The sequence below is a fragment of the Halogeometricum rufum genome (assembly GCF_900112175.1).
Taxonomy (GTDB): Archaea; Halobacteriota; Halobacteria; order Halobacteriales; family Haloferacaceae; genus Halogeometricum; species Halogeometricum rufum.
Window position 1 is genome coordinate 73,581 of the sequence record NZ_FOYT01000005.1, and the last position, 23,318, is coordinate 96,898.

24 protein-coding genes are annotated in these 23,318 nt (G+C 67.0%); 11 read left to right on the forward strand and 13 right to left on the reverse strand.

All coding sequences use genetic code 11. The annotated features are described in order from the left end of the window. The first annotated feature begins 49 nt into the window (after positions 1-49). On the forward strand, positions 50-454 hold the full coding sequence (locus BM310_RS18510; RefSeq protein WP_177232702.1) for a proline-rich domain-containing protein: 405 nt from the start codon (positions 50-52) through the stop codon (positions 452-454). Between the two features lie 12 nt (positions 455-466). On the opposite strand, the gene BM310_RS18515 is transcribed toward BM310_RS18510, so the two are convergent. Then, complete coding sequence (locus tag BM310_RS18515) at positions 467-1,816, reverse strand: DEAD/DEAH box helicase (RefSeq protein WP_089810591.1); 1,350 nt, start codon at positions 1,814-1,816, stop codon at positions 467-469. A 202-nt stretch (positions 1,817-2,018) separates the two neighbouring features. Beyond that, positions 2,019-2,618, reverse strand: coding sequence for a DUF5789 family protein (locus BM310_RS18520; protein ID WP_089810593.1), 600 nt, complete (start codon positions 2,616-2,618; stop codon positions 2,019-2,021). Positions 2,619-2,881: 263 nt separating this feature from the next. On the opposite strand from BM310_RS18520, the gene BM310_RS21565 reads away from it, so the two are divergent. After that, complete coding sequence (locus tag BM310_RS21565) at positions 2,882-3,034, forward strand: hypothetical protein (RefSeq protein WP_177232703.1); 153 nt, start codon at positions 2,882-2,884, stop codon at positions 3,032-3,034. A gap of 20 nt (positions 3,035-3,054) precedes the next feature. On the opposite strand, the gene BM310_RS18525 is transcribed toward BM310_RS21565, so the two are convergent. Further along, positions 3,055-3,978: a sulfite exporter TauE/SafE family protein gene (locus tag BM310_RS18525; RefSeq protein WP_089810595.1), complete on the reverse strand. Its 924-nt coding sequence runs from the start codon at positions 3,976-3,978 to the stop codon at positions 3,055-3,057. Positions 3,979-4,228: 250 nt separating this feature from the next. Here BM310_RS18525 and BM310_RS18530 point away from each other — a divergent pair, with 250 nt between their 5' ends. Beyond that, entirely contained in the window at positions 4,229-5,350 is a 1,122-nt protein-coding gene (locus tag BM310_RS18530; protein WP_089810597.1) for a pyridoxal phosphate-dependent aminotransferase, read from the forward strand. Positions 5,351-5,610: 260 nt separating this feature from the next. Next, entirely contained in the window at positions 5,611-5,910 is a 300-nt protein-coding gene (locus tag BM310_RS18535) for a DUF7344 domain-containing protein (RefSeq protein ID WP_089810599.1), read from the forward strand. 193 nt (positions 5,911-6,103) lie between these two features. Here BM310_RS18535 and BM310_RS18540 read toward each other — a convergent pair whose 3' ends face one another. The 3 genes from BM310_RS18540 to BM310_RS18550 form a co-directional block, all read right to left on the reverse strand. Beyond that, positions 6,104-7,279: a redox-regulated ATPase YchF gene (locus tag BM310_RS18540; RefSeq protein ID WP_089810601.1), complete on the reverse strand. Its 1,176-nt coding sequence runs from the start codon at positions 7,277-7,279 to the stop codon at positions 6,104-6,106. Positions 7,280-7,371: 92 nt separating this feature from the next. Further along, the gene (locus tag BM310_RS18545; protein ID WP_089810603.1) at positions 7,372-8,280 is read right to left on the reverse strand and encodes a DUF4349 domain-containing protein; all 909 of its coding nucleotides are present in this window, start codon (positions 8,278-8,280) and stop codon (positions 7,372-7,374) included. A gap of 134 nt (positions 8,281-8,414) precedes the next feature. After that, positions 8,415-9,266, reverse strand: a complete 852-nt coding sequence (locus BM310_RS18550; RefSeq protein ID WP_089810606.1) for a polymer-forming cytoskeletal protein — start codon at positions 9,264-9,266, stop codon at positions 8,415-8,417. 99 nt (positions 9,267-9,365) lie between these two features. On the opposite strand from BM310_RS18550, the gene BM310_RS18555 reads away from it, so the two are divergent. Continuing rightward, the gene (locus tag BM310_RS18555) at positions 9,366-9,566 is read left to right on the forward strand and encodes a DUF5800 family protein (protein ID WP_089810608.1); all 201 of its coding nucleotides are present in this window, start codon (positions 9,366-9,368) and stop codon (positions 9,564-9,566) included. An 87-nt stretch (positions 9,567-9,653) separates the two neighbouring features. Here BM310_RS18555 and BM310_RS18560 read toward each other — a convergent pair whose 3' ends face one another. From BM310_RS18560 to BM310_RS18575, 4 genes are all read right to left on the reverse strand, one after another. Continuing rightward, positions 9,654-10,790: a DUF3179 domain-containing protein gene (locus BM310_RS18560; RefSeq protein WP_089810610.1), complete on the reverse strand. Its 1,137-nt coding sequence runs from the start codon at positions 10,788-10,790 to the stop codon at positions 9,654-9,656. 112 nt (positions 10,791-10,902) lie between these two features. Beyond that, positions 10,903-11,550 carry a dolichyl-phosphate hexose transferase gene (locus BM310_RS18565; protein ID WP_177232711.1) on the reverse strand — a complete coding sequence of 216 codons (648 nt, stop codon included), beginning with the start codon at positions 11,548-11,550 and terminating at the stop codon, positions 10,903-10,905. An 88-nt stretch (positions 11,551-11,638) separates the two neighbouring features. Beyond that, on the reverse strand, positions 11,639-11,965 hold the full coding sequence (locus BM310_RS18570; protein ID WP_089810614.1) for a hypothetical protein: 327 nt from the start codon (positions 11,963-11,965) through the stop codon (positions 11,639-11,641). Positions 11,966-12,018: 53 nt separating this feature from the next. Next, the gene (locus tag BM310_RS18575; protein ID WP_089810616.1) at positions 12,019-12,813 is read right to left on the reverse strand and encodes a ribonuclease H-like domain-containing protein; all 795 of its coding nucleotides are present in this window, start codon (positions 12,811-12,813) and stop codon (positions 12,019-12,021) included. 112 nt (positions 12,814-12,925) lie between these two features. On the opposite strand from BM310_RS18575, the gene BM310_RS18580 reads away from it, so the two are divergent. From BM310_RS18580 to BM310_RS18605, 6 genes are all read left to right on the forward strand, one after another. Continuing rightward, positions 12,926-13,633 carry an SOS response-associated peptidase gene (locus tag BM310_RS18580; protein WP_089810618.1) on the forward strand — a complete coding sequence of 236 codons (708 nt, stop codon included), beginning with the start codon at positions 12,926-12,928 and terminating at the stop codon, positions 13,631-13,633. Between the two features lie 1,316 nt (positions 13,634-14,949). Then, a complete protein-coding gene (locus BM310_RS21955) occupies positions 14,950-15,597 on the forward strand; it encodes an HNH endonuclease (RefSeq protein WP_089810620.1) in 648 nt (215 codons plus the stop codon). Positions 15,598-15,599: 2 nt separating this feature from the next. Beyond that, the gene (locus tag BM310_RS18590; protein ID WP_089810622.1) at positions 15,600-16,016 is read left to right on the forward strand and encodes a DUF5805 domain-containing protein; all 417 of its coding nucleotides are present in this window, start codon (positions 15,600-15,602) and stop codon (positions 16,014-16,016) included. Beyond that, a complete protein-coding gene (locus BM310_RS18595; protein ID WP_089810624.1) occupies positions 16,006-17,061 on the forward strand; it encodes a tyrosine-type recombinase/integrase in 1,056 nt (351 codons plus the stop codon). Before BM310_RS18590 ends, BM310_RS18595 begins: the two co-directional genes overlap by 11 nt. Positions 17,062-17,281: 220 nt before the next feature. Further along, complete coding sequence (locus BM310_RS18600; protein ID WP_089810626.1) at positions 17,282-17,893, forward strand: class I SAM-dependent methyltransferase; 612 nt, start codon at positions 17,282-17,284, stop codon at positions 17,891-17,893. A gap of 85 nt (positions 17,894-17,978) precedes the next feature. Then, complete coding sequence (locus BM310_RS18605) at positions 17,979-19,193, forward strand: AI-2E family transporter (protein ID WP_089810628.1); 1,215 nt, start codon at positions 17,979-17,981, stop codon at positions 19,191-19,193. A 68-nt stretch (positions 19,194-19,261) separates the two neighbouring features. Here the strand turns inward: BM310_RS18605 and BM310_RS18610 are convergent, their stop codons facing one another. The 3 genes from BM310_RS18610 to BM310_RS18620 form a co-directional block, all read right to left on the reverse strand. Next, entirely contained in the window at positions 19,262-20,158 is an 897-nt protein-coding gene (locus tag BM310_RS18610; RefSeq protein ID WP_089810630.1) for a hypothetical protein, read from the reverse strand. A 119-nt stretch (positions 20,159-20,277) separates the two neighbouring features. Next, positions 20,278-22,074 (reverse strand): coiled-coil domain-containing protein, encoded by a 1,797-nt coding sequence (locus BM310_RS18615; RefSeq protein ID WP_089810632.1) that lies wholly within the window; start codon positions 22,072-22,074, stop codon positions 20,278-20,280. A gap of 80 nt (positions 22,075-22,154) precedes the next feature. Next, the gene (locus BM310_RS18620) at positions 22,155-22,988 is read right to left on the reverse strand and encodes an MBL fold metallo-hydrolase (RefSeq protein WP_089810634.1); all 834 of its coding nucleotides are present in this window, start codon (positions 22,986-22,988) and stop codon (positions 22,155-22,157) included. Between the last annotated feature and the right edge of the window lie 330 nt (positions 22,989-23,318).

Genomic DNA, 23,318 nt, shown 5'->3' on the forward strand with positions numbered 1-23,318 from the left:
GACGCGGCGAAGGGGAAGGCTCATGCCGCCGGGCGAGATGTCCGCGTACATGGAGACTCGCCGCGCCGTCCTCTCCGCCCTCTCGGCGAGCGTCCTCGCCCTCCTCGGCGGGTGTCTCGGGTCGCCCCCGCGCGGGACGGGCCCCCGACGCCCGCCGGACCCGCCCGCGGGGCAGTCCCGCCGGACGCCGGACAGGCCCGACCTGTACGTGGAGACGTTCGACTTCGAGGCGACCGAGAGCGGTGCCCTCCGCGTGTTCGGCGACGTGGGCAACCGCGGCGGCGTCGAACGCTCGGCCACCGTCCGAGTGCGCGCGACCGTCGGGGGCGAGACGTACACCCGCGAGACGACGCTGTCGGTGCAACCGGGCGAGACGGCGTCGTTCTCGGTGACGCTGTCGGTGTCGCAGGAGGCGTTCCTCCGCGGCGGCGAACTCGACGTGAGCCTCGTCTGACGCTCGCTCGCCTCACCGGCGGCGGTCGGCCACCCGTTCCTCTGCGGTCTCGGCGCTGACGAGTTCGTACAGTATCGCGGTCCTCCCGTCGGTCTTCGGGCGGAGGATGCGCCCCAACCGCTGGGTGAACTCGCGTTCGGACCCGCTGCCGGCGAGGAGGACGGCGACGTTCGCGTCGGGCACGTCCACCCCCTCGTCCAGCACGTTCGCCGTGACGACGCGCGAGTACGTCCCGTCGCGGAAGCGCTCCAGCAGTTCGCGTCGCTCCGCCGCGCCCGTCTCGCTGGTTATCGCCGGGAGCAGGTAGCGCTCGGAGAGGCGGTAGACGAGGTCCGTGTGCGCGGTGAAGACGATGACCCGGTCGTCGCGGTGTCTATCGAGGAGGCGACCCAGCGTCTCCACCTTCTCGTCGGCGTTCATCATGATGCGCCGGGCGCGTTGCTTCGCGAGGAGTGCCTCCCGCGCCCGCGGGTCCGACCCCGACCGCATCACGAGTTTCCGGTAGTCCGCCCCCGATGAGAAGGAGAGGTTCGACCGCTTGAGGTAGTCCACGAACGTCCCCTGCGCCTCCTCGTACCGGTCGCGTTCCTCGGGCGTGAGGTTCACCTCGACGCGCCGCACCTCGTAGTCGGCGAGGTGTTCGCCCGCCAACTCCTCTACCGTCAGGTCGTACACCTTCGGCCCGACGAGTTCGGCGACGGCCTCGTGTGCGCCGTCCGGCCGTTCGAACGTCGCCGTCAGGCCGAGGCGGGCGGGTGCGGTCAGCAGTCGGGCCACGTCGCGGTAGCCCTCGCCGCCGAGGTGGTGCACCTCGTCGAAGACGACGAGGCCGAAGTCGCCGCCGACGTCCTCGGCGCGCAGATAGGCGGAGTCGTACGTCGAGACGGTGACGGCCTCCTGCGTCTGTTCGCCGCCGCCGAACTGCCCGACGGGCACGTCGAACTCCGTCGCCAACTCGCGTCGCCACTGGTCGAGGAGGTCCACCGTCGGGACGACGACGAGGGTGGGGACGCCGAGTGCGGCGATGGCCGCGACGGCGACGACGGTCTTTCCGGCCCCGGTCGGCAGTTCGAGGACGCCGCGGTCGCCGTTCTCGCGCCACGCGTCGAGTGCGTGCTGCTGGTAGTCGCGCAGGTCGTAGGCGTGCGAGAGGTCCAGACGCGTCGCCGGGCGGACGCGGTCCTCGTAGGCGAGGTCCCGGGCGTCGAGTTCGGCGCGGAGGTCGGCGTAGCGGTGGGCCGGCGCGCGGGCGACGAGTCCGCGGTCGTCCCACGTCACGCCCGGGAGGGCCGCGGCGGCGACGGCGGACTCGTCAAGGCCGCCGACGCGGACCGTCCCGTCCTCGAACGTCAGCGTGAGCACACGCGGTTCTCGGGCGGCATCGGATATAAACGAACGGACGCGGAGGCGGCGGACCCGCGGAACCGGCTACGGGGGGAGGAGTCGGCGTCTCTCTCGGAACTCTCGGCAGCGGATAGGTCTGGTGTGCGAGAGACACCGCGCGTCTCGCTCACGCGTGGTGCTCGTCAGCAGTCGTGTCTCCCGGTCGCTCGTGGTCGCCCGTCTATATTCCGAGCCACTCGTCGTTCCGAACCTGATATCCGTTGGCCCGGCAGAACTTCGCCGCCTGACGGCGTACCCCTCGGGACGACGGGAGCTTCTCTTTGTCGTGGATCTGCTCGGTGACCCAGTCGCTGATGGCTCGAATCCCTTCGTCGTCGTCGTCGGCGTCGATCGCTTCGAGTTCCTCGAACGTCGTCTCGTACGCTTTGCGCTGTGACCAACTGAACTCCGTATTCGAGAGCGTCTTGCTGGCTTCCACGATCCGTTTCATCGCCGCGGCAACTGTCGGTCGTTGGACCAGCACTCGGACGGCGTCCGGGGAGTCGAACGTCTCCTCGTCCGTCTCCGGTATTAGTTCCCCGAGAGTGTAGCTCTCCTCGACCGATTCGATCGTTCGGTCGCCGACCGCCGCGACGATATCGCGTCCCGTCGCCGGGAACGTCAGCACTTCGAGTTCCGCCTCCAGATCGCCGAGTTCCCCAGCGTCGACCGGTGGCTGTACTTCGTCGCCGCGCTCCAGCTCTGCGTCTATATCGCGCTCTCGTTGGCGTCGCTCGGCGTCTCGTGCTTGCTTGTCTCGGCCGCTCTTGTTGTCTGCCATCCGTTAACTAGGGTCTCTGGACGCATAGTCCTGTGGTCGGTTCCAGCGACTCTCGGACGGGACCGCAAGCAACGAAAACCGAATTCAGCGAACACCCCCAACAGGGCTAGTGAGTCATCGAAACAAGGGGTACCGGTGTTCGAGTGCTGCGTACACGCTCTGTCGCCAGTTCCGCCGAAACTCGGCGCCGGTCGAGGGAGTCCGACAGCGTCGCGCCGGCGGGACGGCGAGATCCTTTTTATCCGCCGGGCAGACCTTCGAGTATGGCAGACGAACTCGAAGACGCGGTGGCGACGTTCCTCTCGGACGTGGACACGGCGCACGGCGAGTACGAACGGGGCTACGTGGACGCCGACGCGACGCTGGAACTGGTCATGAACCACGTCGAGGACCTTCGCGAGGCGTACGAGGAGTGAGAGGAACGGGCTGACTCGACTCAGAGGAACAGCGCGGGTATCGTCTTCCGGAAGATGTTGAGCGAGATGACGAACAGGAGACCGACGACGAACCAGTTGAACCGCCGTTCGTCCACCTCGACGCGCCGGAGGTACGTCCCTCCGAGGAGGCCGACCAGCGTCACCACGGCGACGACGCACCCGAGCCACAGTCGGTAGGCCGTCAGGAGGCCGGTGAACAGCGCCATCTGGACGATGCGGACGGTGAAGACGAGGCCGAGCACCATCGACAGGCCGCCGATGTAGCGCTCGGCGTCGCGTTCGAACGTGTGGAAGTAGGCGGGCAGGAGCGGTCCGAGGTTCGAGACGGCCAAGAGGAATCCCTCCAAGAAGCCCGCGGTGGAGAGGGCGACCGGGTGGTGCGCCTCCTCGACGGTGACGAAGTTCCCCAGCAGTTGGAACAGGACGTAGCCGAGGATGACGAGGCCGATGAGGAACGGGACGATGGGACCGGCGCTGAACTCGGCGAGGAAGAAGACGCCGAGGACGGCGCCGACGCCGGCCAGGAGCATCAGCGCCCACTCCTCGCGGACGAACGCCAGTCCCGTGTCGGTCTCGCCGATCTGGAACATGTTTATCATCCACGGCGGGACGGCGAGGACGACGACGGCGAGCGTCGGGTCGATGACCGACGCGAAGATGGGCGTGGCGACCAGCGCGTACCCGAACCCGAGCATCCCCTTTATCGCCCCCGCGAGGACGGCGACGACGACGAACAGGGCGAGGGTCGCCGCGCCGACGTCCGCCTGAACTCCCTTCGTGACGTTCGCCGCGCCGGGGAAGAGGACGACGGCGCCCGCGAGGACGGCGAGTGCCGCGAGCGCCATCGTCACCTCGCGGTAGCGGAACGCGCGGAGGTTGGCGAGGAACTGTGCCGGGTCGACGTGCGTGTCCTGTGTGGCCATGCGTTCGGGTCCCCAGTTGCCACCGCTACGGTCCGCACGCCCTTTCAGTGCGCGACGGCGGCCGGAGTTGTGTCGAGACGAGTCGGAACCGAAGCGGCGATGTCGCGGCGTCGTCACCGCTGGGCCGACGCGACGCGGAGAGCGACGAATCCCGCGCGTCACACGTAGCAGCCGACGTTGCCGGTTCTCGGGCGACCCGGACGAATCGTGTGAGGGAAGAACTATCCCGGCGGGCGACGCGGGAGAGAGTATGTCGGAGTTCTCAGACCGAATCGAGAAGGTGTCGATAAGCGGAATCCGCGAGGTGTTCGAGGCCGCCGGCGAGGGTGCCATAAACCTCGGCCTCGGCCAACCCGACTTCGCCGCGCCCGAACACGCCCGGCAGGCCGCCATCGAGGCCATCCGGGACGGCCGCGCGGACGCCTACACCGAGAACAAGGGGATGCTGTCGCTCCGGGAGGCCATCGCCGCCAAGCACGAACGCGACCAGGGAATCGACCTCCACCCCGACGACGTCATCGCCACCGCCGGCGGTTCCGAGGCCCTCCACATCGTGATGGAGGCGCACGTGGACCCCGGCGACGAGGTCATCATCCCCGACCCCGGGTTCGTCTCCTACGACGCGCTGACGACACTGGCGGGCGGGACGCCCGTTCCGGTCCCCCTCCGCGACGACCTGACGCTCGACCCCGCCGCCGTCGAGGAGGCCATCACCGACGACACCGCGGCGTTCGTCGTCAACAGTCCGGGCAACCCGACGGGCGCGGTGTCGCCGCCGGAGGACGTCCGCGAGTTCGCCCGCATCGCCGACGAACACGACGTGCTCTGCGTCTCCGACGAGGTGTACGAGTACACCGTGTTCGACGGCGAGTTCCGCTCGCCCGCCGAGTTCGCCGAGACGGACAACGTCGTCGTAGTCAACTCCGCGTCGAAGCTCTACTCGATGACCGGGTGGCGGCTGGGATGGGTGTACGGCTCCTCCCGGCGGGTCGAACGCATGGTCCGGGTTCACCAGTACGCGCAGGCGTGCGCCGCCGCTCCGTCGCAGTTCGCCGCCGAGGCGGCGCTGACCGGCCCGCAGGACATCGTCGGCGAGATGACCGAGTCGTTCCGTCGGCGCCGCGACCTCGTCGTCGAGGGTCTCGAAGACATCGGCCTGACGGTGCCGACGCCGAAGGGCGCGTTCTACGCGATGCCCGAGGTGCCCGAGGGCTTCGTGGATGCGTGTCTCGAACGCGGCGTCATCGTCGTCCCCGGCGACGCCTTCGGCGCGAACGGCGAGGGCTACGCCCGCCTGTCGTACGCCACCGACGAGGACTCCCTCCGCGAAGCGCTGGACGTCATGGCCGACGCGTACGACGCCGTCGTCTGAGCGCACCCTCGGCCGGCGATAGTATCCGCATAATCGCCGCCCGCGGGGCCCCTGCCGGGTCGCTCGACGACGGGATTAATCTGAATCAAAACGCGTCGTTCGTTTTACCGTGAAAGTTTTCTCAAATTACCACAGTAGAGAGAGTGTATACAGAGAAAGAACGAACCCTAACCGGTTAGGCCGTACACTGATGCGCGAACCACCGTTCCGTACAGGTGATGGCAGACGGGGCCTAACCCCGTCGCCGACCACCACGAACGATGACCGACACAATCGCAACCCTCGCTGACTCCGACCGACGCACCGTGCTGTCCTGCCTCGACGACTACTACACCGCCGTCGACATCGAATCGCTGGCGGTCGACGTCGTCGCCGCCCGGGACGGCACGCCTCGCACCGAAGTGAGCGAGGAGGAACGCGAGAGCGAACTCGTCCGCCTCCACCACGTCGACCTCCCCAAACTCGACGAGGCCGGATTCGTGGCGTTCGACCACGAGGCCGGAACGGTCACGCGTCGCCGTGGTGACGCCGTCACCGCCTCGCCCGTCTTCTCGGACTGAGGGCGTCGAGGTACACTTATACGCCATCGACGCGAAATAGCGCGTAGCCGGGGCGTACGCAGGACTCTGCCATGGACACGTAGGTCCTCGACTCGGCCCGGTTTTCCGTGACGGTGACCGCCCAGCGACTGCGCTCGGCGTCGTCGCCTCCGCGTTGGTGTCGACGCGGACGACTCCCGCGCACCGTTCGTCCTCAGTTCGCGGTGCTGACTATCTTTATCACGTCGCCCTCCTCCAGTTCGTGGCTCTCGGAGATGCGACGGGCGGACCGAGCGTCGACGGCGTGCAGGTAGCCGTCGCCGATGTCCGAGTGGACGGCGTAGGCGAGGTCCTTCGGCGTCGACCCGCGTTCGAGGAGGAAGGCGTCGGGGAGCATCTCGCCCGCGCCGTCGGTCCACTTCGTCTCGTTCTGCACCGGGTAGGCCGTCACCATGTCGAGAACGTCGTAGACGGCGGTGTCGATGGCCTCTTGCACGCCCGTCCCGCCGTTTTCCTCGACGACCGTTCGAATCTTCTCCAGGCCGTCCGCCTGCGCGTCGGAGACGTCGCCGACGATGTCGAAGTCGCCGTCGCCGGGCAGGTAGTCGACGACGCCCGCCTCCGCGGCGCGGCGCAGGGCGAGTTCGCCGTCCGCGGTGGCGGCGACGACGGGTTTGTCCGACTCGCGCAGGCGTTCGAGGTTCTCCTCCGGCGCGACGTCCGCCTTGTTCGCGACGAGGACGATGGGTTTCGTCCGTGCACGCACGTCACGCGCGAGTGCCACCCGGTCCTCGTCGGTCCACTGCTGGGGGTCGTCGGGGTACTCCAGCGACCGGAGCGAGGCGGCCACGTCGTACTCCGTCGCGCCGAACCCCGTCAGCATCTCCGCGAGGGCCTCGTCGATGTCGAAGTCCGGCGACCGGGACTTGCGGACGACGGACTCCCAGTTGCCCTCGATGATGCCCGCGAGCCACTGCTCTAGCTCCTCCTCGACGAAGTCGGCCTCCTCGACGGGGTCGTACGTCCCCACCTCGACGGGTTCGCCCTCCTCGTTCGTCCCGCCGGAGGCGTCGACGACGGCGAGGATGACGTCCGCGTTCGTGAGGGCGTCGAGGAACTGGTTGCCCAGTCCCCGGCCCTCGTGGGCGCCGGGGACGAGTCCGGCCACGTCCAGCAACTCAACGCCGACGTAGCGGACGCCCCCCTCGCAGTTGCCGCACCGTTCGTCCCTGTCGAGGCAGGGGCATCGCGTCCGAGCGTAACTCACGCCGCGGTTCGGGTCGATGGTGGTGAACGGGTAGTTGCCCACGTCCACGTCGGCCATCGTCGCCGCCCTGTAGAAGGTGGACTTGCCCGCGTTGGGCTTGCCCGCGAGAGCGATAGAGAGCATGGTCGAAAGAGGACCGACTGCCGGAACATCCTTTCGGTCGAAACAGGTGGCGGACCGGGCGGGAGTTCGGTCGCCGAAGAGCGCGGTGGACGCTACTGGTGCGGGAGCCAGCGCTCTCGGTAGCGGTACGCCACGCCGCCGACGAGGGCGACGGGGAGGACGAACGCGAGGACGTACGGGAGAGCGTACGCGACGCCGACGACGAGGGCGCGGGCGACGACGACGACGCCGTCGACGGACTGCAGGAACGCCGAGAGGACGGGCGTGTCGTACCAGCGGTCGGGGGCGACCCGGTTCGGCGTCGGCCGGGGTTCGCGCAGTTCGACCGTCAGCGTGGAGTAGGCGACGCGGTCCTCCAGGGACTGTTTCTGCGCCTCCAGACGCTCGATCTCGCCCTGCACGCCGGAGAGTTCGCGCTGGACGGCCAGCACGTCCTCCGTGGTGTTCGCCTGTTCGTACAGGTCACGGAGTTGGTCGCGTTGCGCGCGGAGGTTCTCCAGTCGCGCTTCGAGGTCCACGAGGCGGTCGGTGACGTCCTCGGTGTTCGTCTGGACGACTTCCACGTCGCCCTCGGCCTTCGCGTCCTCGACGAGGGCGTCGAAGTCTTCGGCGGGGACGCGCAGGACGAGTCGGCCCGTCGTGTACGTCTCGTTGCCGACGCCGTGACGCTCCTGCGTCGTGTCGGAGACGAACCCGCCGTAGCCCGCGACGGCCGCGGTCAGGTTCGCCTTCGACCGCTGGAAGTCGTCGACTTCGACGCGGACGGTGCCGGTCTTGATGAGCGCGCGGTTCTGGACGTTCGCCTGCACGGAAGCGTCGCCGCCGGACCCGCCGGACCCCCCCGAGGACGTCGCCTCGGGCGCGGCGGTGGCCGACACGGCCGCGCCGCCGTCTGCCCGTTCCATATCGGCGCTGCCGCCGGCGTTCCCCGCACCGTTGCACCCGGCGAGGGCGACGAGTGCGACCACGGCGACGAGGAGGAGCGTTCGTCTCTGTGACATTCTGTCGAAGCGTACGGCGACCCGTCAAAAAGAGTTGCCGTAGGGACAAGTGACCGTTTGAGCTTAGCTCGGGTCGGGAGACGACGACACGGCCTGTGGTCTCGCCGTGTCGGGAAACGACGACGCGGCCCGCCTCACTCCGCGTCGCGGGACACGTCGGCGCGGACGATGCGCATGTCGCCCTTCGCCCGCATCGTCCCGTCGACGGCGGCGTTCTCGTGGAGTTCGAGTTCCGAACAGGAGACGTCGCCGAGGATGCGCGCGTCGCCCTCGATGGTGACGGTGCCGTTCCGCGTCGTCACGTCGCCGTGGATTCTGGTGCCGGGGCCGACGGTGATGTCGCCGCGGGCGCGGAGACTGCCGAAGATGTTGTTGTCCTCGCCGACGGTGATGGACTCCGCGCGCAGGTTGCCGTGCAGGCGGCAGTCGTCGCCGACGTGGGCGGGGGTCGACGCCCGCCACGCGTCGTCGGAGACGGTCGACCCGCGCGGGACGACGAGTGGGTCAATCTCGCTGTCGCCCGTCAGCGACTCCGCGAGTTCGTCGGCCGCCTCGTTCTCGCCCAGTCGGAGCAGTTGCGAGAGGACGATGAAGTAGAAGACGAGCGTCGGCACCGGGTTCCGGATGACGATCCATCCGCTGGCCTCGAACCCCTCCTCGATGTCCACGTCGTCGCCGATGTCCAGGTCGCCCGAGACCATCAGGCGGCCGCCGACGTGGACGCGTTCGCCGAGGTACGCGTCCTGTCCGACGAGGACGTTGCCGGCCACGTCGCACCAGACGTCGAGGCGGCAGTCGCCCTCGGCCTCGATGTCGCCGCCGAACTGGACGCGTTCGCCGGCGAAGACGTTCCGGCCGCGGACCCCGAACTCGACGGTGCTCTGTCCCCCGACGATGACGTCGCCGTCGGTCACCAAATCGTGCTCTTCGACGGTGGTTCCGTCCGGAATTTCGAGCGCGTCGAGCGGGTCCGAGCCGAGTGACACACTCCCCTGTGATGCGTCCTCCATTATAAGCACCTCGCAAGACAGGCGTCTGACGCGACGGACGGCGCGTTTTTGTACCTCGCCGGACTATCCGTCCTCATGACTGTTCTGTCGGTCGACGACAAGGGCGTGGACGTCGAGTACGAGGGGACCGAGTTCCGCCTGGAGAAGTCGCTCATCGAGGACGCGACGGGGAAGTCCTACCCCGACGTGACGGACCACGAGGTGCTGAAGATAGTCGAGAAAAACCCCGCGCTCAGCGGCGAACCGCGTCGCATCGGCGACATCATACGCGCTTGAACCGCGCCGCCGACGCCGCCCGAACCCACCCGCCGTCCGCCGAGGCCGCACCGGCGGCGAGACGACGGGCGCGCCGCGGACGGCGACTCACGCCCGGACGTAGATTGCGGTATCGGGGAAGAACTCCGCCCACGCGAACCAGAACATCGGCGACCGGTCGTTCGCCCGCGTCAGCGTCGTTCCCGCGTGCGGGCCGTCCGTCGCGCGGCCGGTGAGGAGGTTCCACCGCGACCCGCCGGCCGCGAGCACGTCGGTTCCCGACTCGCGGTCGAACGAGAGCGCCGACCCGTCGACTCGGCGGTCGTAGGCGACCAGCGTCCCGCCCGTCGTCGCGGCGACGACGACGGGGAGTCCGCCCACGTCGTCGGTGACGAGGGGCGTCTCGGAGACTGCCGAGAGCGGGTAGGCCACCGCCTCGCCGCCGTGGGCGACGCCGAGGACGCGCGTCTTGGGGTGGAGTCGGTCGTCGACGTCGTCGTTGTAGCCGATTCCGATCCGCGAGGAGGCGTCGTAACCACGGTACGGGTCGCGGTCGTAGTCGCGGGTCACCCGGCCGGTGACGGTGTCGGAGAGGGGCGGAGGGAGGAGCACCGACGTGTCGGGGTGGGACGCGCGCCACTCCCCCCACGAGGTGGTCGTCGCCGGGAGGAGGTCCAGTTCCGTCCCCGTGAGAGGGCCGCGGATGGCCGTCGCCAGCACCTGACTCCACAGCGAGTCGGACTCGCGGTCGTACATCACGAGGTCGGAGTGCCAGAGGTAGCCCGAGACGCCGAACGTCCGCGTGTCGCCCGCGACGACCCGTTCGGCGACGACGGCGCTCCCGCAGAGCGGACAGTAGGTGACGAGAATCGGCCGGTCGAACGCGTCGTTGACGATTTCGTGCCAGTTCAGGACCGCGAGCGGGTACGCCCGTGCCTCGCCGCCGAGTTCGACGCCGACGACGGGTTCGACGTCGTCGAGCGTCGCGTCCACGTCCGACCAGTCGGAACCGAACTCCGGGTCGACGATGGCCGGGATACCGTCCTGCCGCGCGCCCCGGTTCAGTTCGTCCTCCGACACCGGCAGCGAGACGTTGCCGAACGCGACGGGGTTCACGTCGCCGTCCGCGTCGGTGGTTTCGAACCCGTCGGTGGGTGCGGACGCCCCGCCGGACGTGCCGAGACAGCCCGCGACGCCGACGCTGGCGGTCGTTCCGAGCGCTGCGACGAAACGGCGACGATTCATGCCAGAGACTGGCACGCCACGACGTATGAGGATACGGGGGTCGGGTGAGGCGAGGGCACAGCCGGTTCTCGCGGGAAAATCGTCGGCGTCGGCGGAGAGACCGGTCCTCCGGTCAGCGAAGGCGCTCTTCCAGACAGACCGTCACGATGGAGGCGGCTATCTCCGCGCCGCCGCGGAACGGGTCGAGTTTGGTCTCGCCCGCGCGTTCGCGGTAGGGAATCGGAACTTCGGTGATCCGATAGTCGCGCATCAGGGGGCGGACGAGGAGTTCGGCCGAGAGGCCGGTGTTCTCCGTCCACTCGATGTCGTGCAGGAGTTCGCGGCGGTACGCGCGCATGCCCGTGGTGGTGTCGTGGACGCGGCGACCCATCAGGAGCGACGCGAGGAGGGCGAACGCGGCGTTGCCGTAGCGGTTCAGCGTCGGCATCGCCGCCGCCCCGGGCGAGATTCGGTCGCCCGAGACCACGTCGTACCCCTCGTTGATTCGTTCGAGGAACTCCGGCAGCATCTCCATCGGGTAGGTGTCGTCGCAGTCGGTGGTGACGACGACGGGGCGGTCCGGCGTCAACACCGCCTCGCGGACGGCGACGCCGTAGCCCTGCGGTTCCTGCTCGATGACCGTCGCGCCCATCTTCCGCGCGATTTCCGGCGTCCGGTCGTCGGAACCGTCGACGCAGACGACTTCGGCCCGGCCGTCCGTGACCCGGTCGATGTCGGCCAGCACCGGGCCGATGGCCTGTTCCTCGTTGTACGTCCCCATGACGACTGCCACGTCGTCGAAAGTGAACTGCTCGGTCACAGTCGGGATTTCGTGGCCGCCTATTTGAGAGTTAGGTTCGCCAAAAAGTCTAGCTCAGGCCGCGGTCGTCCGGACGCTCTTCGAGTTCCGCCGCGCGGTCGATGAGGTAGTCCATGAGGCGCTTGGCGGAGTCTTCGACCGTCTTCAGGTCGTCGTCGGACCGGCCGCTCACCCGAACCGAGAGTTGGTAGAGACCGAGTTCGACGTTCGGCACGGTGTCGTCGTAGCCGTTGTTCAGGTCGGCTTCCGCCTCGTCCTCGCCGTCGACGGGTTCTGTGTCGGCGTCCGCGTCCGCGTCGGCCGCGGGGGCCTTCTCGCCCGTCTCGGACTCCCCGTCGGGGTCGACTACCTCGTCGGCGTCCGCGTCGTCGGTCATGTCCGCCGCCTATCGCGGACGGTACAAAAGAGTCTCGCCTCCCGTTCGGCGCGTCACTCCTCCGAGACGGACCCGGCGGGTCGGTCCGCCGCCCCGTCCACGAACTGACCCAGCGAGTCCTCGTGGAGCGACTCGACGACCACGTCCATCAGGTTCGACAGGTTGGCCGTGTCGTCGCGGTTGTACGAGACGAGGGTGTCGAGGGCGTCCTCGTCGCCGTCGCGTTCGTACCGGTGCCACAGGCGGACCGCGTCGCGGCCCGAGAGGTCCGGTCGGTCGCGGTCGATGCCGACCGCTCGCTCGATGGCTTTCAGCCCGCCCGTCAGGTCGAGACGGCGGCAGGGGTACATCAGGTCGACGTGGGGGGCGTCGACGGAGACGTCGAAGTTGTCTTCCAAAAAGGGAACGTCGAAGCGCTTGCCGTTGAACGACGCGACGAGAGCGGCGTCGGCGAACTGTTCGCGGAGGGCCTCCGCGGTCAGGTCGTGACCGCGGACGAGCGTCGTCGTCTCGCCGCCCTGGTGGAACGACACGGTGGTGACGTCGTTTCGCGCGGCGTCGAGTCCGGTCGTCTCGATGTCGAAGAAACAGGTCTCCTCGCGGAAGTTCTCGTAGAGTCGCCAGCGCTCTCCGGAGGGGAACACCTCGCCGAAGTAGCCGGCGTCGCCGTCGTCGAGTCGTTCGAGGGCGTCGGCGACGAACGTCTCGATACGCTGCCCCGTCGTCTCGCCGACGGGGGCGGCCGAGGGGTCGAACGCGTCCCACGTGAGGACGCCCGCCTCCCACAGGGACCGTTCCGTCCGTTCGCCCACGCCGCGGACGGGGATGAAGCTGTTCTCGATGCGCATGTAGCGGAGGGAGGTACGCCGACGCCTAAAGCCTTCGAGTGCGCGTCCCCCGAGACTGGACGACGGACGCGCGTGCCGCAGCGTTTTGTCCACGGCACGCCTACCGACCGGCATGTGTGGCCGGTACAGTCTGTTCACCCCGCGCGAGGAACTCGAAGAGCGGTTCGACGCGACGTTCGAGACGTCGCCGGAACCGCGGTACAACTGCGCGCCCGGGCAGCGACTCCCGGTCGTGACGAACGACGACCCGGGGGCGTTTCGGTCCCTCAAGTGGGGGCTCGTCCCCCCGTGGGCGGACGACCGGAAAGTCGGGAGCAACCTCATCAACGCGCGTGCGGAGACGGTGCGGGAGAAGCCGAGTTTCCGCGAGGCGTTCGAGCGTCGCCGGTGTCTCGTGCCCGCCGACGGGTTCTACGAGTGGGTCCAGACCGAGGGCGGTAAGCAACCCTACCGCGTCGCGTTCGAGGACGACCGCCCGTTCGCGATGGCCGGCCTGTGGGAGCGGTGGAAGCCGCCGCAGACGCAGACCGGACTCGGTGACTTCGCGGGCGGCGGGGCGGCCGACGCGGAGGCGGAGACGCTGGAGACGTTCACCGTCGTCACGGCCGAACCGAACGAACTCGTCTCCGACTTGCACGGCCGGATGTCCGTCATCCTCGCGCCGGACGAGGAGGAGACGTGGCTTCACGGCGACGGCGACGACGCCGCGGCACTCCTCGACACGTACCCCGACGACGAGATGCGCGCGTACCCCGTCTCGACGCGCGTCAACAGTCCCGCGAACGACGATTCGAGCGTCGTCGAACCCGTGGAACGCTGAACCCGCGGAGGTGCGCTCTCCCACTCGTGTCGCCTTCGAGAGGACGGATTTTGGAACGTATTGTGTATAGCGGCATGTAGTTTAGAAGTCCGCTCGCGGACACGGACGCATGTCGTGTGGTAGCATTTCAGATTTCGCTGCTCTCGGCCACCGTTCCATATCACAGGACGTGATTTACGGAGCGAGACGCCGGAGAGTCGGAAGCAGGTGGCGTCGCAGTCGCTTGCGGAGATACCGGCGGCGAGAGTGAGCTTCATCGTGAGTCTCGAACGACGTGATACCGACCCCGAGGCACGACCGAAGCAGTACGACGAACCGAGGTGGAGAAGACGCGAGGACCGGCCGTCGCCACTGAGGGGCGGGTGCGAGTGAACGCGACGCTGACGCCGCAAAGAGGCGAGGCCACCGACGGCTGAAGATGCACGCAGAGACGAACTCGCCGAAGAGCGCTCAACGAGGACGCCCGAAGCACGGGAATTCGCAGTCGCGTGTCCTCCTACCCGCCGGCGCTGTCGTCGTCCTCGTGTTCGCTGTTAGGTCCGCGCATCGCGCAACCCTCATCCCGGTGGAGTCGACCCGTCCGAACGCACGCCGAACGACGACGGTCGACGACGACACGGTGGTCGATTCGGTCCGTTCCGGAAATCGACACAGAACGAACACTGCCCCCGTATCGTCGCAGGCGTGCATCGGCCACTTGGAACGAGCCCCCGTTCGACGGTCCGCCGTCACGTCGACCGAAGCGCGAGCGACTTCACGACCGTCTGTCACGGTGATGCTGTCGCTTCGGTCACGGCGGTGACAACGATGTCGACCGTCGGTCGCTCGACACCCGGAAACCGGTCACTGCATCTCGACCGACCACCCACTCACGAAGATGACGAGAACGGGAGAGACTCTGTCCGTCCCCCGGCAACAGATTCCGAGTTGCGGCAACGAATGCTGGTTTCTGGAGAGGTGTTTCGGCGACGCAACCCCTGGGGTAGACAGGGTGAACAGGCGCTCCATTTCATATAATTACACGGGAACGAACTCTGTATCATATTTCGTTGGCGACCGCAAAAATATCAACTACATATTACTTTTCTGGTAGGATCGTCGTCTTTCAGGACATTCTCCGACGAGAACCCGAAGACCAGCCGGGATGGAGAGGTAGAAAAGTTATTTGTGTGTGTGCTAAGTAAAGGACCACGAGGGAGTCATAGATACAGATAAAGTAAAAAAATTCACCAGTTCAGAGCAATATAAGTAGGGTTATGCTGAATAGTGATGTGTTCCGATGAGCGATCGAGAGAATCGAGAGAGACTCCAAAAGAATGAGTAGTTACGAGTGTCCCCTGTCGATCTGCCCTCGTTCTTTTGAGACAGCAAGCAAAGCAGAAGACCATTGTGCCCGAAGACATGGAATCGTCAAAGATGAATTAGACTGGTTCAACGACACCTACGAACCTCCAAAAGACCGTGCCAGCGTTCGTCCGGATTCAATTGGGACGGCGGTTAACTTCGAATACGTAAAATGTGAAACTTGTGGTGCGTCTAAGACCCTCTCAGAATATGAGAAAGCAACCCGAGACGTTACGTTTTGCTCTAAAAAGTGTCGGTCAGCATATTTCTCAGAAAGATTCTCCGGCTCCAATCATCCCAACTGGAAAGAGGACCCCCGTCAACACTACTACGGGGCAAATTGGGAGGAACAGAGATCCAAGAGAATCGCTCTAGATGGTAGAGAGTGTTTTTCCTGTGGTATTTCGGATAAGAAACATCAGAACATATATTCAAATAGTTTGCATGTTCACCATATCGTTCCAAGAAGTGAATTCAGAGGCGAAGGACGGTTAGACTGGGAACAGGCAAACAAATTGACGAATCTAGTAAGTTTATGCAGTTCTTGCCACTCGCGATTAGAAGGAAAGCAAGAAGAGTTCTTCGAGGAAGCTCAAAAATTGGCCGATGACAGCAAGTAAATATGACTGAAGAGAAGACGGAGCGAAAGACGGTGATGACGTACGTTCCCGCGTATCAGAAAGAGCGGTGGAAGACCCACGCCGAGCGACTCGGGATGAGTCAGAGCGAGTTCGTCAGGACGATGGTCCAGGCGGGGCGGCGCGACTTCGAGATACCGGACCGAACGCACGCCGACGAAGCGGCCAGCGACGACGGAAGCGGCGGCGGCAACGAGTTCGAGGGACGCGTCCTCGACGCCCTCTCGGCGGCGGAACACCGGTCGTGGGACGAACTCCTCGACGCGTTGACCGACGACATCGAGGACAGACTCGACGAGACGCTACAGGACCTCCAGGCGGCGAACCGGGTGCAGTACAGCGGCCGGCACGGCGGGTACGCGCTCGCGCCGGGCGCGTTCGAGGGCGACGATGGCCGTTGAGACGGCCGACGGCGAGGTGGTCGAGGACCCCGTCGCGTACTTCCTGCAGGACATGACGTACCACGGGAAGACGGAGCGAACGAAAGACGCCTACGAGCGCGTTCTGCGGCGCTTCGAGGCGTTCCTCGCGGACCCGGAGGCGAACCCGATGGACGCCGAGAAAGCCGTCTCGGGGGCGTCTCATCGCGACTGCATGGCGTGGATTCACTCGCTCCGACAGGCCGACGCCGCCGACAGCACCGTCGCCACGTACGCCTCCTACCTCCACCGGTTCTACGCCTACATGACGCAGGTCGGTGCCTTCGAGGCCAACCCGATGACCCTGGTCATGGAGGAGATGGACGAGCAGATAGACACGAACCCCTCGCGGCGCGAAATCACCGTCGCCGAGATGCGCGCGTTCCTCCGCGAGGTGCACCATCCGCTGGACCACGCGGTGATGTTCACCCTCCTCAAGACGGGGATGCGCGTCGGCGAACTGTGCAACCTCGACTGTCGCGACGTCGTCCTCGCGGACGATACACCGCTGGGTGATGTATCCAACCGGGCGCAACTCGACGGCCGCGGGCCGTCGCTGTACATCTCGGTGGAACCGTCGGCGGGAGCGACGACGAACGGCGAACGCCGGACGGCGTCGAACAAGCGCAAGCGGTCCACCGTCGTCCCCGTCGACGAGGAGTTAACGACCGTCCTCACCCGGTGGTTGGCCGTCAGACCGGACGTCACCTCCCCCGCGAACCCGCTCTTCGTCAGTACGTCGGGCAGTTGGGGCGACCGGTTGACGACCGACATGGTCCACCACCTCGTCGAACGCCACGCGGCCGAACGCGGGTGGCACCGCGCCGGCGCCGACAGCGAGGAGAACGTCACGCCGCACTACTTCCGGCACTTCTTCACGACCCACCTGCGCGACCGAACCGGTGACCGCGGCATCGTGAAGTACCTCCGCGGCGACGTCGGCGGCGACATCATCGACACCTACACCCACAACTGGGGTGACCGGGTCCGAGAGACGTACGAGCGCAACATCTACTCGCTCCTCTGACGTTCCTCGCGCGTCTGTTCTCGGACTCGTAAATCATATAGTGCTATATCGAATTGGAGAGTCGAATTCTCCGTCGTGTGGTGGTCGGGAGGCGGCGGCGTTGCACCGAATCACGGGTCGTCACCCCCGAGACGGCCGAAGTCGGGCACCGACTAAGTCGCCGGCGACCGAACACCGGACCCGTGACCGACTCGCCGCCGCGGTTCCAGGAGAGAGAGACATGAGCGCGTACCCACCGACGCGACCCCTCGCTCACGTCTACGACTCGGCCTACCAGAGCGTCCCGAACTGGGACATCGGACGGCCGCAGCGACCGTTCGTCTACCTCGTCGAGGCCGGACTCGTGAGGTCACCCGTCCTCGACGTAGGTTGCGGGACCGGCGAGCTCTCGATGTTCCTGGCGCGACAGGGATACGAGGTGCTCGGTATCGACATCGCGCCGTCTGCCGTCTCCCGGGCACGCGAGAAGGCGCGGTGGCGGCGCATCGACGCCGCGTTCCTCGTCTGGGACGCGTTGAACCTCGGCCGACTCGCCGAGCGAGGGTTCTCGTTCGCGACGGTGCTCGACTCGGCCATGTTCCACGTCCTCCGCGACGACGAACGCGACAGACTCGTCGACGGCCTCGGGACGATAGTCGAGAGGGGAGGTCTCTACTGCGTCCTCGGCGACGCGCGCGGCGACGACCGGACCGAGTACGGCATCACGCCCGAGGAGATTCGCCGCCGGTTCGAACAGGCGGGCGGGTGGTCGGTCGAGTTCAGTTACCGGACCGCGTTCGAACGGCGGTACAGCACCAACGACGCCTACTTCGTCGGGGTTCGCCGGCGGTGAGGCGGTGCGACGAGCGCAGGAATCGGCCCGCCGGTTCACCCGCGTCGGGCAGTAGCTATTTGCGGAGGTGGCTGGATTCGATGGTATGAGCGCCGGATTAGCGTCCGCTATCGAACGGCGACGAATCGGGTGGTGGCTCGTCGCGGCGGCGTTGGCCTGCGTCGTCGGCCTGTTCCTGTTCTCGTTCGTCGGGACGTTCGTCTTGGGACTGTTCGTCTACTACGGGGCGCGGCCGGTGAACCGTCGCATCCAGCGACGCGTCGACTCCCGGGGCGTGGCGGCGACGGTCACGCTCCTGTTCATCGTCCTACCGACGCTGACGTTGCTAGGGTACGCCAGCTTCGTCGCGCTCAGAGAACTCACCGCGACGCTCGATTCGCAGACGGTGACCCTGCTGTTGAATCGGCTGCCCGGGGACCAGCAGTCGCTCGCCGGCGTCTTTCGGGACTTCCCGCAGTTCGTCCAGCAACTCGGGCAGGCGTCGCAGTTCCAGCAGGTGCTGCAGACCCTCGCGGGCGTACTCGGCGCGGCGACGACCGGACTGCTCCACCTGACGCTGGCACTCGCGCTGGCGTTCTTCCTCTACCGCGACGGTCACCGGCTGCAGGGATGGTACCGAGAGACCGTCGGCGGCCGCGACACCGCCGCCTACTCCTACCTCGCCGGCGTCGACACCGACCTGGAAGTCGTCTACTTCGGCAACGTCCTCACCGTCCTCGCGGTGACGCTCGGTTCGATGGTCGTCTACAACGGCTACAATCTCCTCGCACCGCCGCCGGTCACCCTTCCGTTCCCGACGCTGTTGGCCGTCCTCACGGGGATGGCGACGTTCGTCCCCCTCGTCGTCGGAAAGCTTGTGTACGTGCCCGCGACGGCATACCTCGCCTGGCGCGCGGTGCAGGCCGACGGGAGCCTCCTCGTCTACCCCGCCGGGTTCCTCGTCGTCGTCTTCCTCCTGCTCGACGTCCTCCCGCAGTCGGTCGTGCGACCGTACATCTCGGGGCAGACGATGCACGAGGGGGCGGTGCTGTTCGCCTACATCCTCGGCACGGCGCTGTTCGGCTGGTACGGACTGTTCCTCGGGCCGTTACTCCTCGTCGTCGTCGTCCAGTTCGCCAACGTCGTGCTGGAGGACCTCGTCTGGGGCCGACCGTTCTCGCCGGAACCGACGGACGCCACGGGCCTCGGCACGGACCCGACCGAGCGGAAAGCCGACACCGTCGACGGCGCGCCGGACGGCGGAGCGACGCCGAGCGACGACGCCGCGGGCGAACGAACGGGCGAGGAGAGCGAGAACTGAAACGGAACCCGGTTCGATGGGGTGTTCCCACCGCATCCGCGTCCGCGGCCGGTCGGTCGCGACCCGACTCAGACGACGAGTTCGGTCTCGACGTCGGGGCCGGTGATGGCGCGGGCGACGCGTTCCGCCGTCTCGGTCGTCTCGGCGGCGTTCTCCATCAGTACCGTCTCGGAGGGGAACAGGTGTTCGCCGAGGACGAGTCCGTAGTCGCGGGCGGTCGACCCGGTCATCGTGAGGTAGACGCCGAGACCCACGTCCGCGATGGCGGCCTCCTCCTCTACGGCCTCTTCGGGGTAGGCGAAGGAGACGTTCTCCAGCGGTCGGGTCCCGAGGACGGCCTCCACGAGGCGTTCGTAGCGCGGCGAGATGCAGAGCGGACCCTCGTAGTCGGCGACGAACTCCCGGTCGAGGTCGGCACCCGGCGGGAGAACCTCGGGCGTGGCCATCAGCGTGTGGTAGACGGTGTCGCCGAGGCCGGAGACGACCCGCACGTCGGTGTCCATCGGGTCGATTCGGGCGTTGATGTCCGCGAGCGAGCCCACGCCCTCCGCTTCCAGTTGGACGACCTCTTCGAGAACGAGGTCGGCGCTGTCGAACCCGAGCGCGAACTCGTGAGTCCTGAGCGCGCGGAACGGTTCCTCGCGGCCGACGAGTTGGACGGGAACGCCGTCGACGTCGATGGTGACGCTGTCGAAGACGACGCGTCGGGGCATTCCCTCCCGGTCGTCGCGGAGGAGAGTGTACTCGGGAGCCGCGGGGTCCGAGAGGTCCGAGTGACGCGCGAGGCGGTCGTACACGTCGTGGTCCGGATGCGCCGCGCCCTTGGTGACGGCCTTCTCGTGACGAAGCGTCGAGGTGATGTCGTCTGCGACCTGCGCCGCGTCGGCACTCGCGGCGAACCGATCGAGCACGGCTTCCAGCGGTCGCCCCTTGCGCGGAACGGCGACGCGCACCGTCTCAGTCATTGTGGGATGCACGAACGGCGTCACTAAACAGGTTGCGCTTCGGCCGGATACTGTCGGTTTGTGGGTCTGTGACGCACGTTCGGCGAGACGCGGTCGCCGGCGGGGACGCTCTCAGCGCCTCACTCGCCGGGGCCGAACGCGTCGTTCAGGCGGTCGCGGAACTGCATCAGCACCTCGATGTCGTCTTCGAGGCTCTCGATTCGCGCGTTCACCTCGTCGAGTTCGTCGAGGTCCGAACGGACCGCGGCCACGTCGTCCGCCAGCGACTCGCGGGTCGAGACGATTTCGCCGTCGAGGTCGGCGATGTCCTCGCGCACCTCGCCGAGTTCCTCGTCGAGGCCGGCGGCCGCCGAGGCGGTCTGACTCAGGTCCTCGGACAGTTCCTCGATGTCCTCGTTGACGGCCTCGACCCGGTCGTCGAGCGTGGAGTTCAGTTCCTCGACGCCCGCGACGGCCTCCGAAGCCCGGTCGTCCACGTCGGACAGTTGCTGTGCGGTGTCCTCGACGCGTTCGTCGAGGGCCGCGAGGTCGCCTTCGAGCGTCGAGACGTCGTCGCGGATGTCCGCGCGGTCGCTCTCGGCGTCGTCGAGTCCGGCCTCCACCGCGGCGAGGTCGTCGCCGAAGGTGTCGAGTTCCTCGTCCAGCGCTTCCACCTCGCGTCGGAGGCCGTCCACTAGTTCCTGTCCGGTCCCCTCCTCGTCGATGAACTCCGCGAGGGCGTCGCTGTACGCCTGCAGGTCGTCCATCTTCGCCTGCAGACGCCGGATGCGCACGTCGGCGCTCCGCGGCAGGCCGAAGTCGAGTTCCGTGCGGAGGACTTCCACGTCCTCCTCGGGCACGTCGCCCGCGCGGAGTTCGGCGGCGAGTGCGGCAGCGACTGACCCGGAGGCCGCGGCGGCCGCCGACGCGTCGGCGTCGTCGGCGTCCGCGACGGAGTCGCCGATGTCCACGTAGTCGTCGGCGTCGGCACCCGTCTCGTCGGGGTCGACCGACTCCGCGTCGGCAGCGACACCCTCGTCCGCGTCGGCGGGTTCGCCCTCGTCCGCCTCGGCCGCGTCCGCGCCGTCGGCCACGTCGGCGGCGTCCGGAACCGTCTCGGCGACGGCCGCCGCGTCGGCCTCGACCGCCGCGTCGGCCGCCTCCGCCTCCGTCTCACCGGACCGCGTTATCGCGGGCGTCGTCTCCGCCGACAGGTCACGCGGGCCTGCGCCCTCGTCGTCAGCCCCGTCGAAGGCCGCCTCGATGTCGGCCGCGGATGCGCCGTCCTCGACGGCGGCCTGCACCTCCTCCGGACCCGTCTCGTCGACGGCTTCGACCGGCACGTCGTCGGCGTCGGCCTGCGCCTCGTCGAGTGGGTCCGCGAGGGGGTCGCTCCCCGTGTCCGCCTCCGCCTCCAGAACCGCGCCGGCGGCGTCTTCGGCCGCGGCCGCGTCGGCCTCGGGGTCGCCGAGGTTACCGTTCCCCTGCAGGGCGTCGCGGACGAGTTGACTGCGGTCCTCCCCGAGGATGTCTTCGACGCCGTCGTCGTCGTGCTCGTCGTCCTCTTTCGGCACCGGCGGGCGTTCGAGGACCGGTTCGGTGAGGAACGAGTCGGCCTCGCTCACCTTGTCGAGGCGGACGCCGTACACCGTCTCGACGGACTCGTTCGGTTCGAGCGTGCGTTCGTACTCGACGCGGTGGTCTTTGTACGCCGCCCAGTTGTCGCTCTCGAAGTCAGGGTGGAACCCGACTCCCTCCATCGGGAAGTCGTCCGGAATCTGGTCGACGATGCGGACGTGCGCGGACTCCTCGCTGTCGGATGTGATGCGGAACTTGATTGCGGGTACCGGGAACTCGTCGGCGACGAACGACTTCTCCACCTGAACGTCTCCGTTCGAGACGTACACCGGCCCCCCAACGTCGGACTCACGACTCATGTCGGTTCTTACCGAAAGGGGTGACATAAAACAACCGGGGAAAATATGATATTTGAGAAAGGGATTCTCCGCGCCGTCGACTACAGTTCGACCCGGTCGCCTATCTCGACCACTTCGAGGTGCTTCGGATACTCGTAACTCTTCGCGTGGTGGTGGAGCACCGTCGGGTCGGCGGTCATGCCCTTCCACATGTCCCAGTGACTCGGGAGGAAGCGGTCGAACTGGAGGTCTGAAGCCGTCTTCACGGCCTCGTTCTCCGTCGAGTACCACTTCGTGCGGACCGGTTCGCCCGTCTCCTTGTCGTCGATGTTGCCGACGGCGCCGAACGCGAGGACGCCCAAGTCGATGTCGTACGCCTCCCCCAGCGTCTCGAACTCGTCGGACGGTTTGGTGTCGCCGCCGTGGAAGAACGTGCCCGACTCGTGTTCGACGACGTAGGACACCGGGTGCGTCGAGTCGGGGTCGTGCGCGTGTTCGACGTGAATCGTGAACTCGCCCACCTCGAACGTGTCGCCCTCCGCGACTTCGGTGAACTGCCCCTCCCCGACGTCGTAGTCGTCCGTCCACGCCTCGTCCTCGAAGATCACGTCGAGGGAGTCGTCGGGGGCGTAGAACTGCGCGCCCGTCGATTCGAGGATGGGCGCCTGACTCGGCCCGTGGACGTGGTCCGTGTGCTCGTGCGTCGCGAGGACGGCGTCCATCTCGGTCACGTCGGCGGGGTCGAACGGCACCGGTATCATCCGGACGGTGCGCGGCGGGTCGCCGTGGCCGACGTACGGGTCGATGGCGAGCGTCGTCCCGTCGCTACCCTTCAGGAAGAAGCCGTTACAGCCGAGGTACCAGATGGACACCGTGTCCGGCGACGCGTCTTCGACCGCGCGCGGGAGCCAATCGCTCCAGTCGCTCACACTCATGTCGGTGGCTGCGTCCGGGCGGAGGCTAAGTGTTGCGGACCGGACGAACCGCTCTCAATCGGCACGAACACTCATGTGCGACGAGTGCGAACTTGGATGCGCCAGTGAGACCGACAGTAGTGTCAGTTCACAGTCGGGTTCGGGCGTCCGAACCGTCTCGGAGCGGTAACTGTGCCCAACGAACGCAACGTTCGTTGTTGGTAGCACCTCCATAACCGATAAGTGTCTAAATAATCTACCTACCACTACCGGTTAGCAAACCAATACCCGGCACAAGCTATTTATTCTTCACCCGTGTCGTTCGTCGTGTAATGTCAGTTCATCATAGAC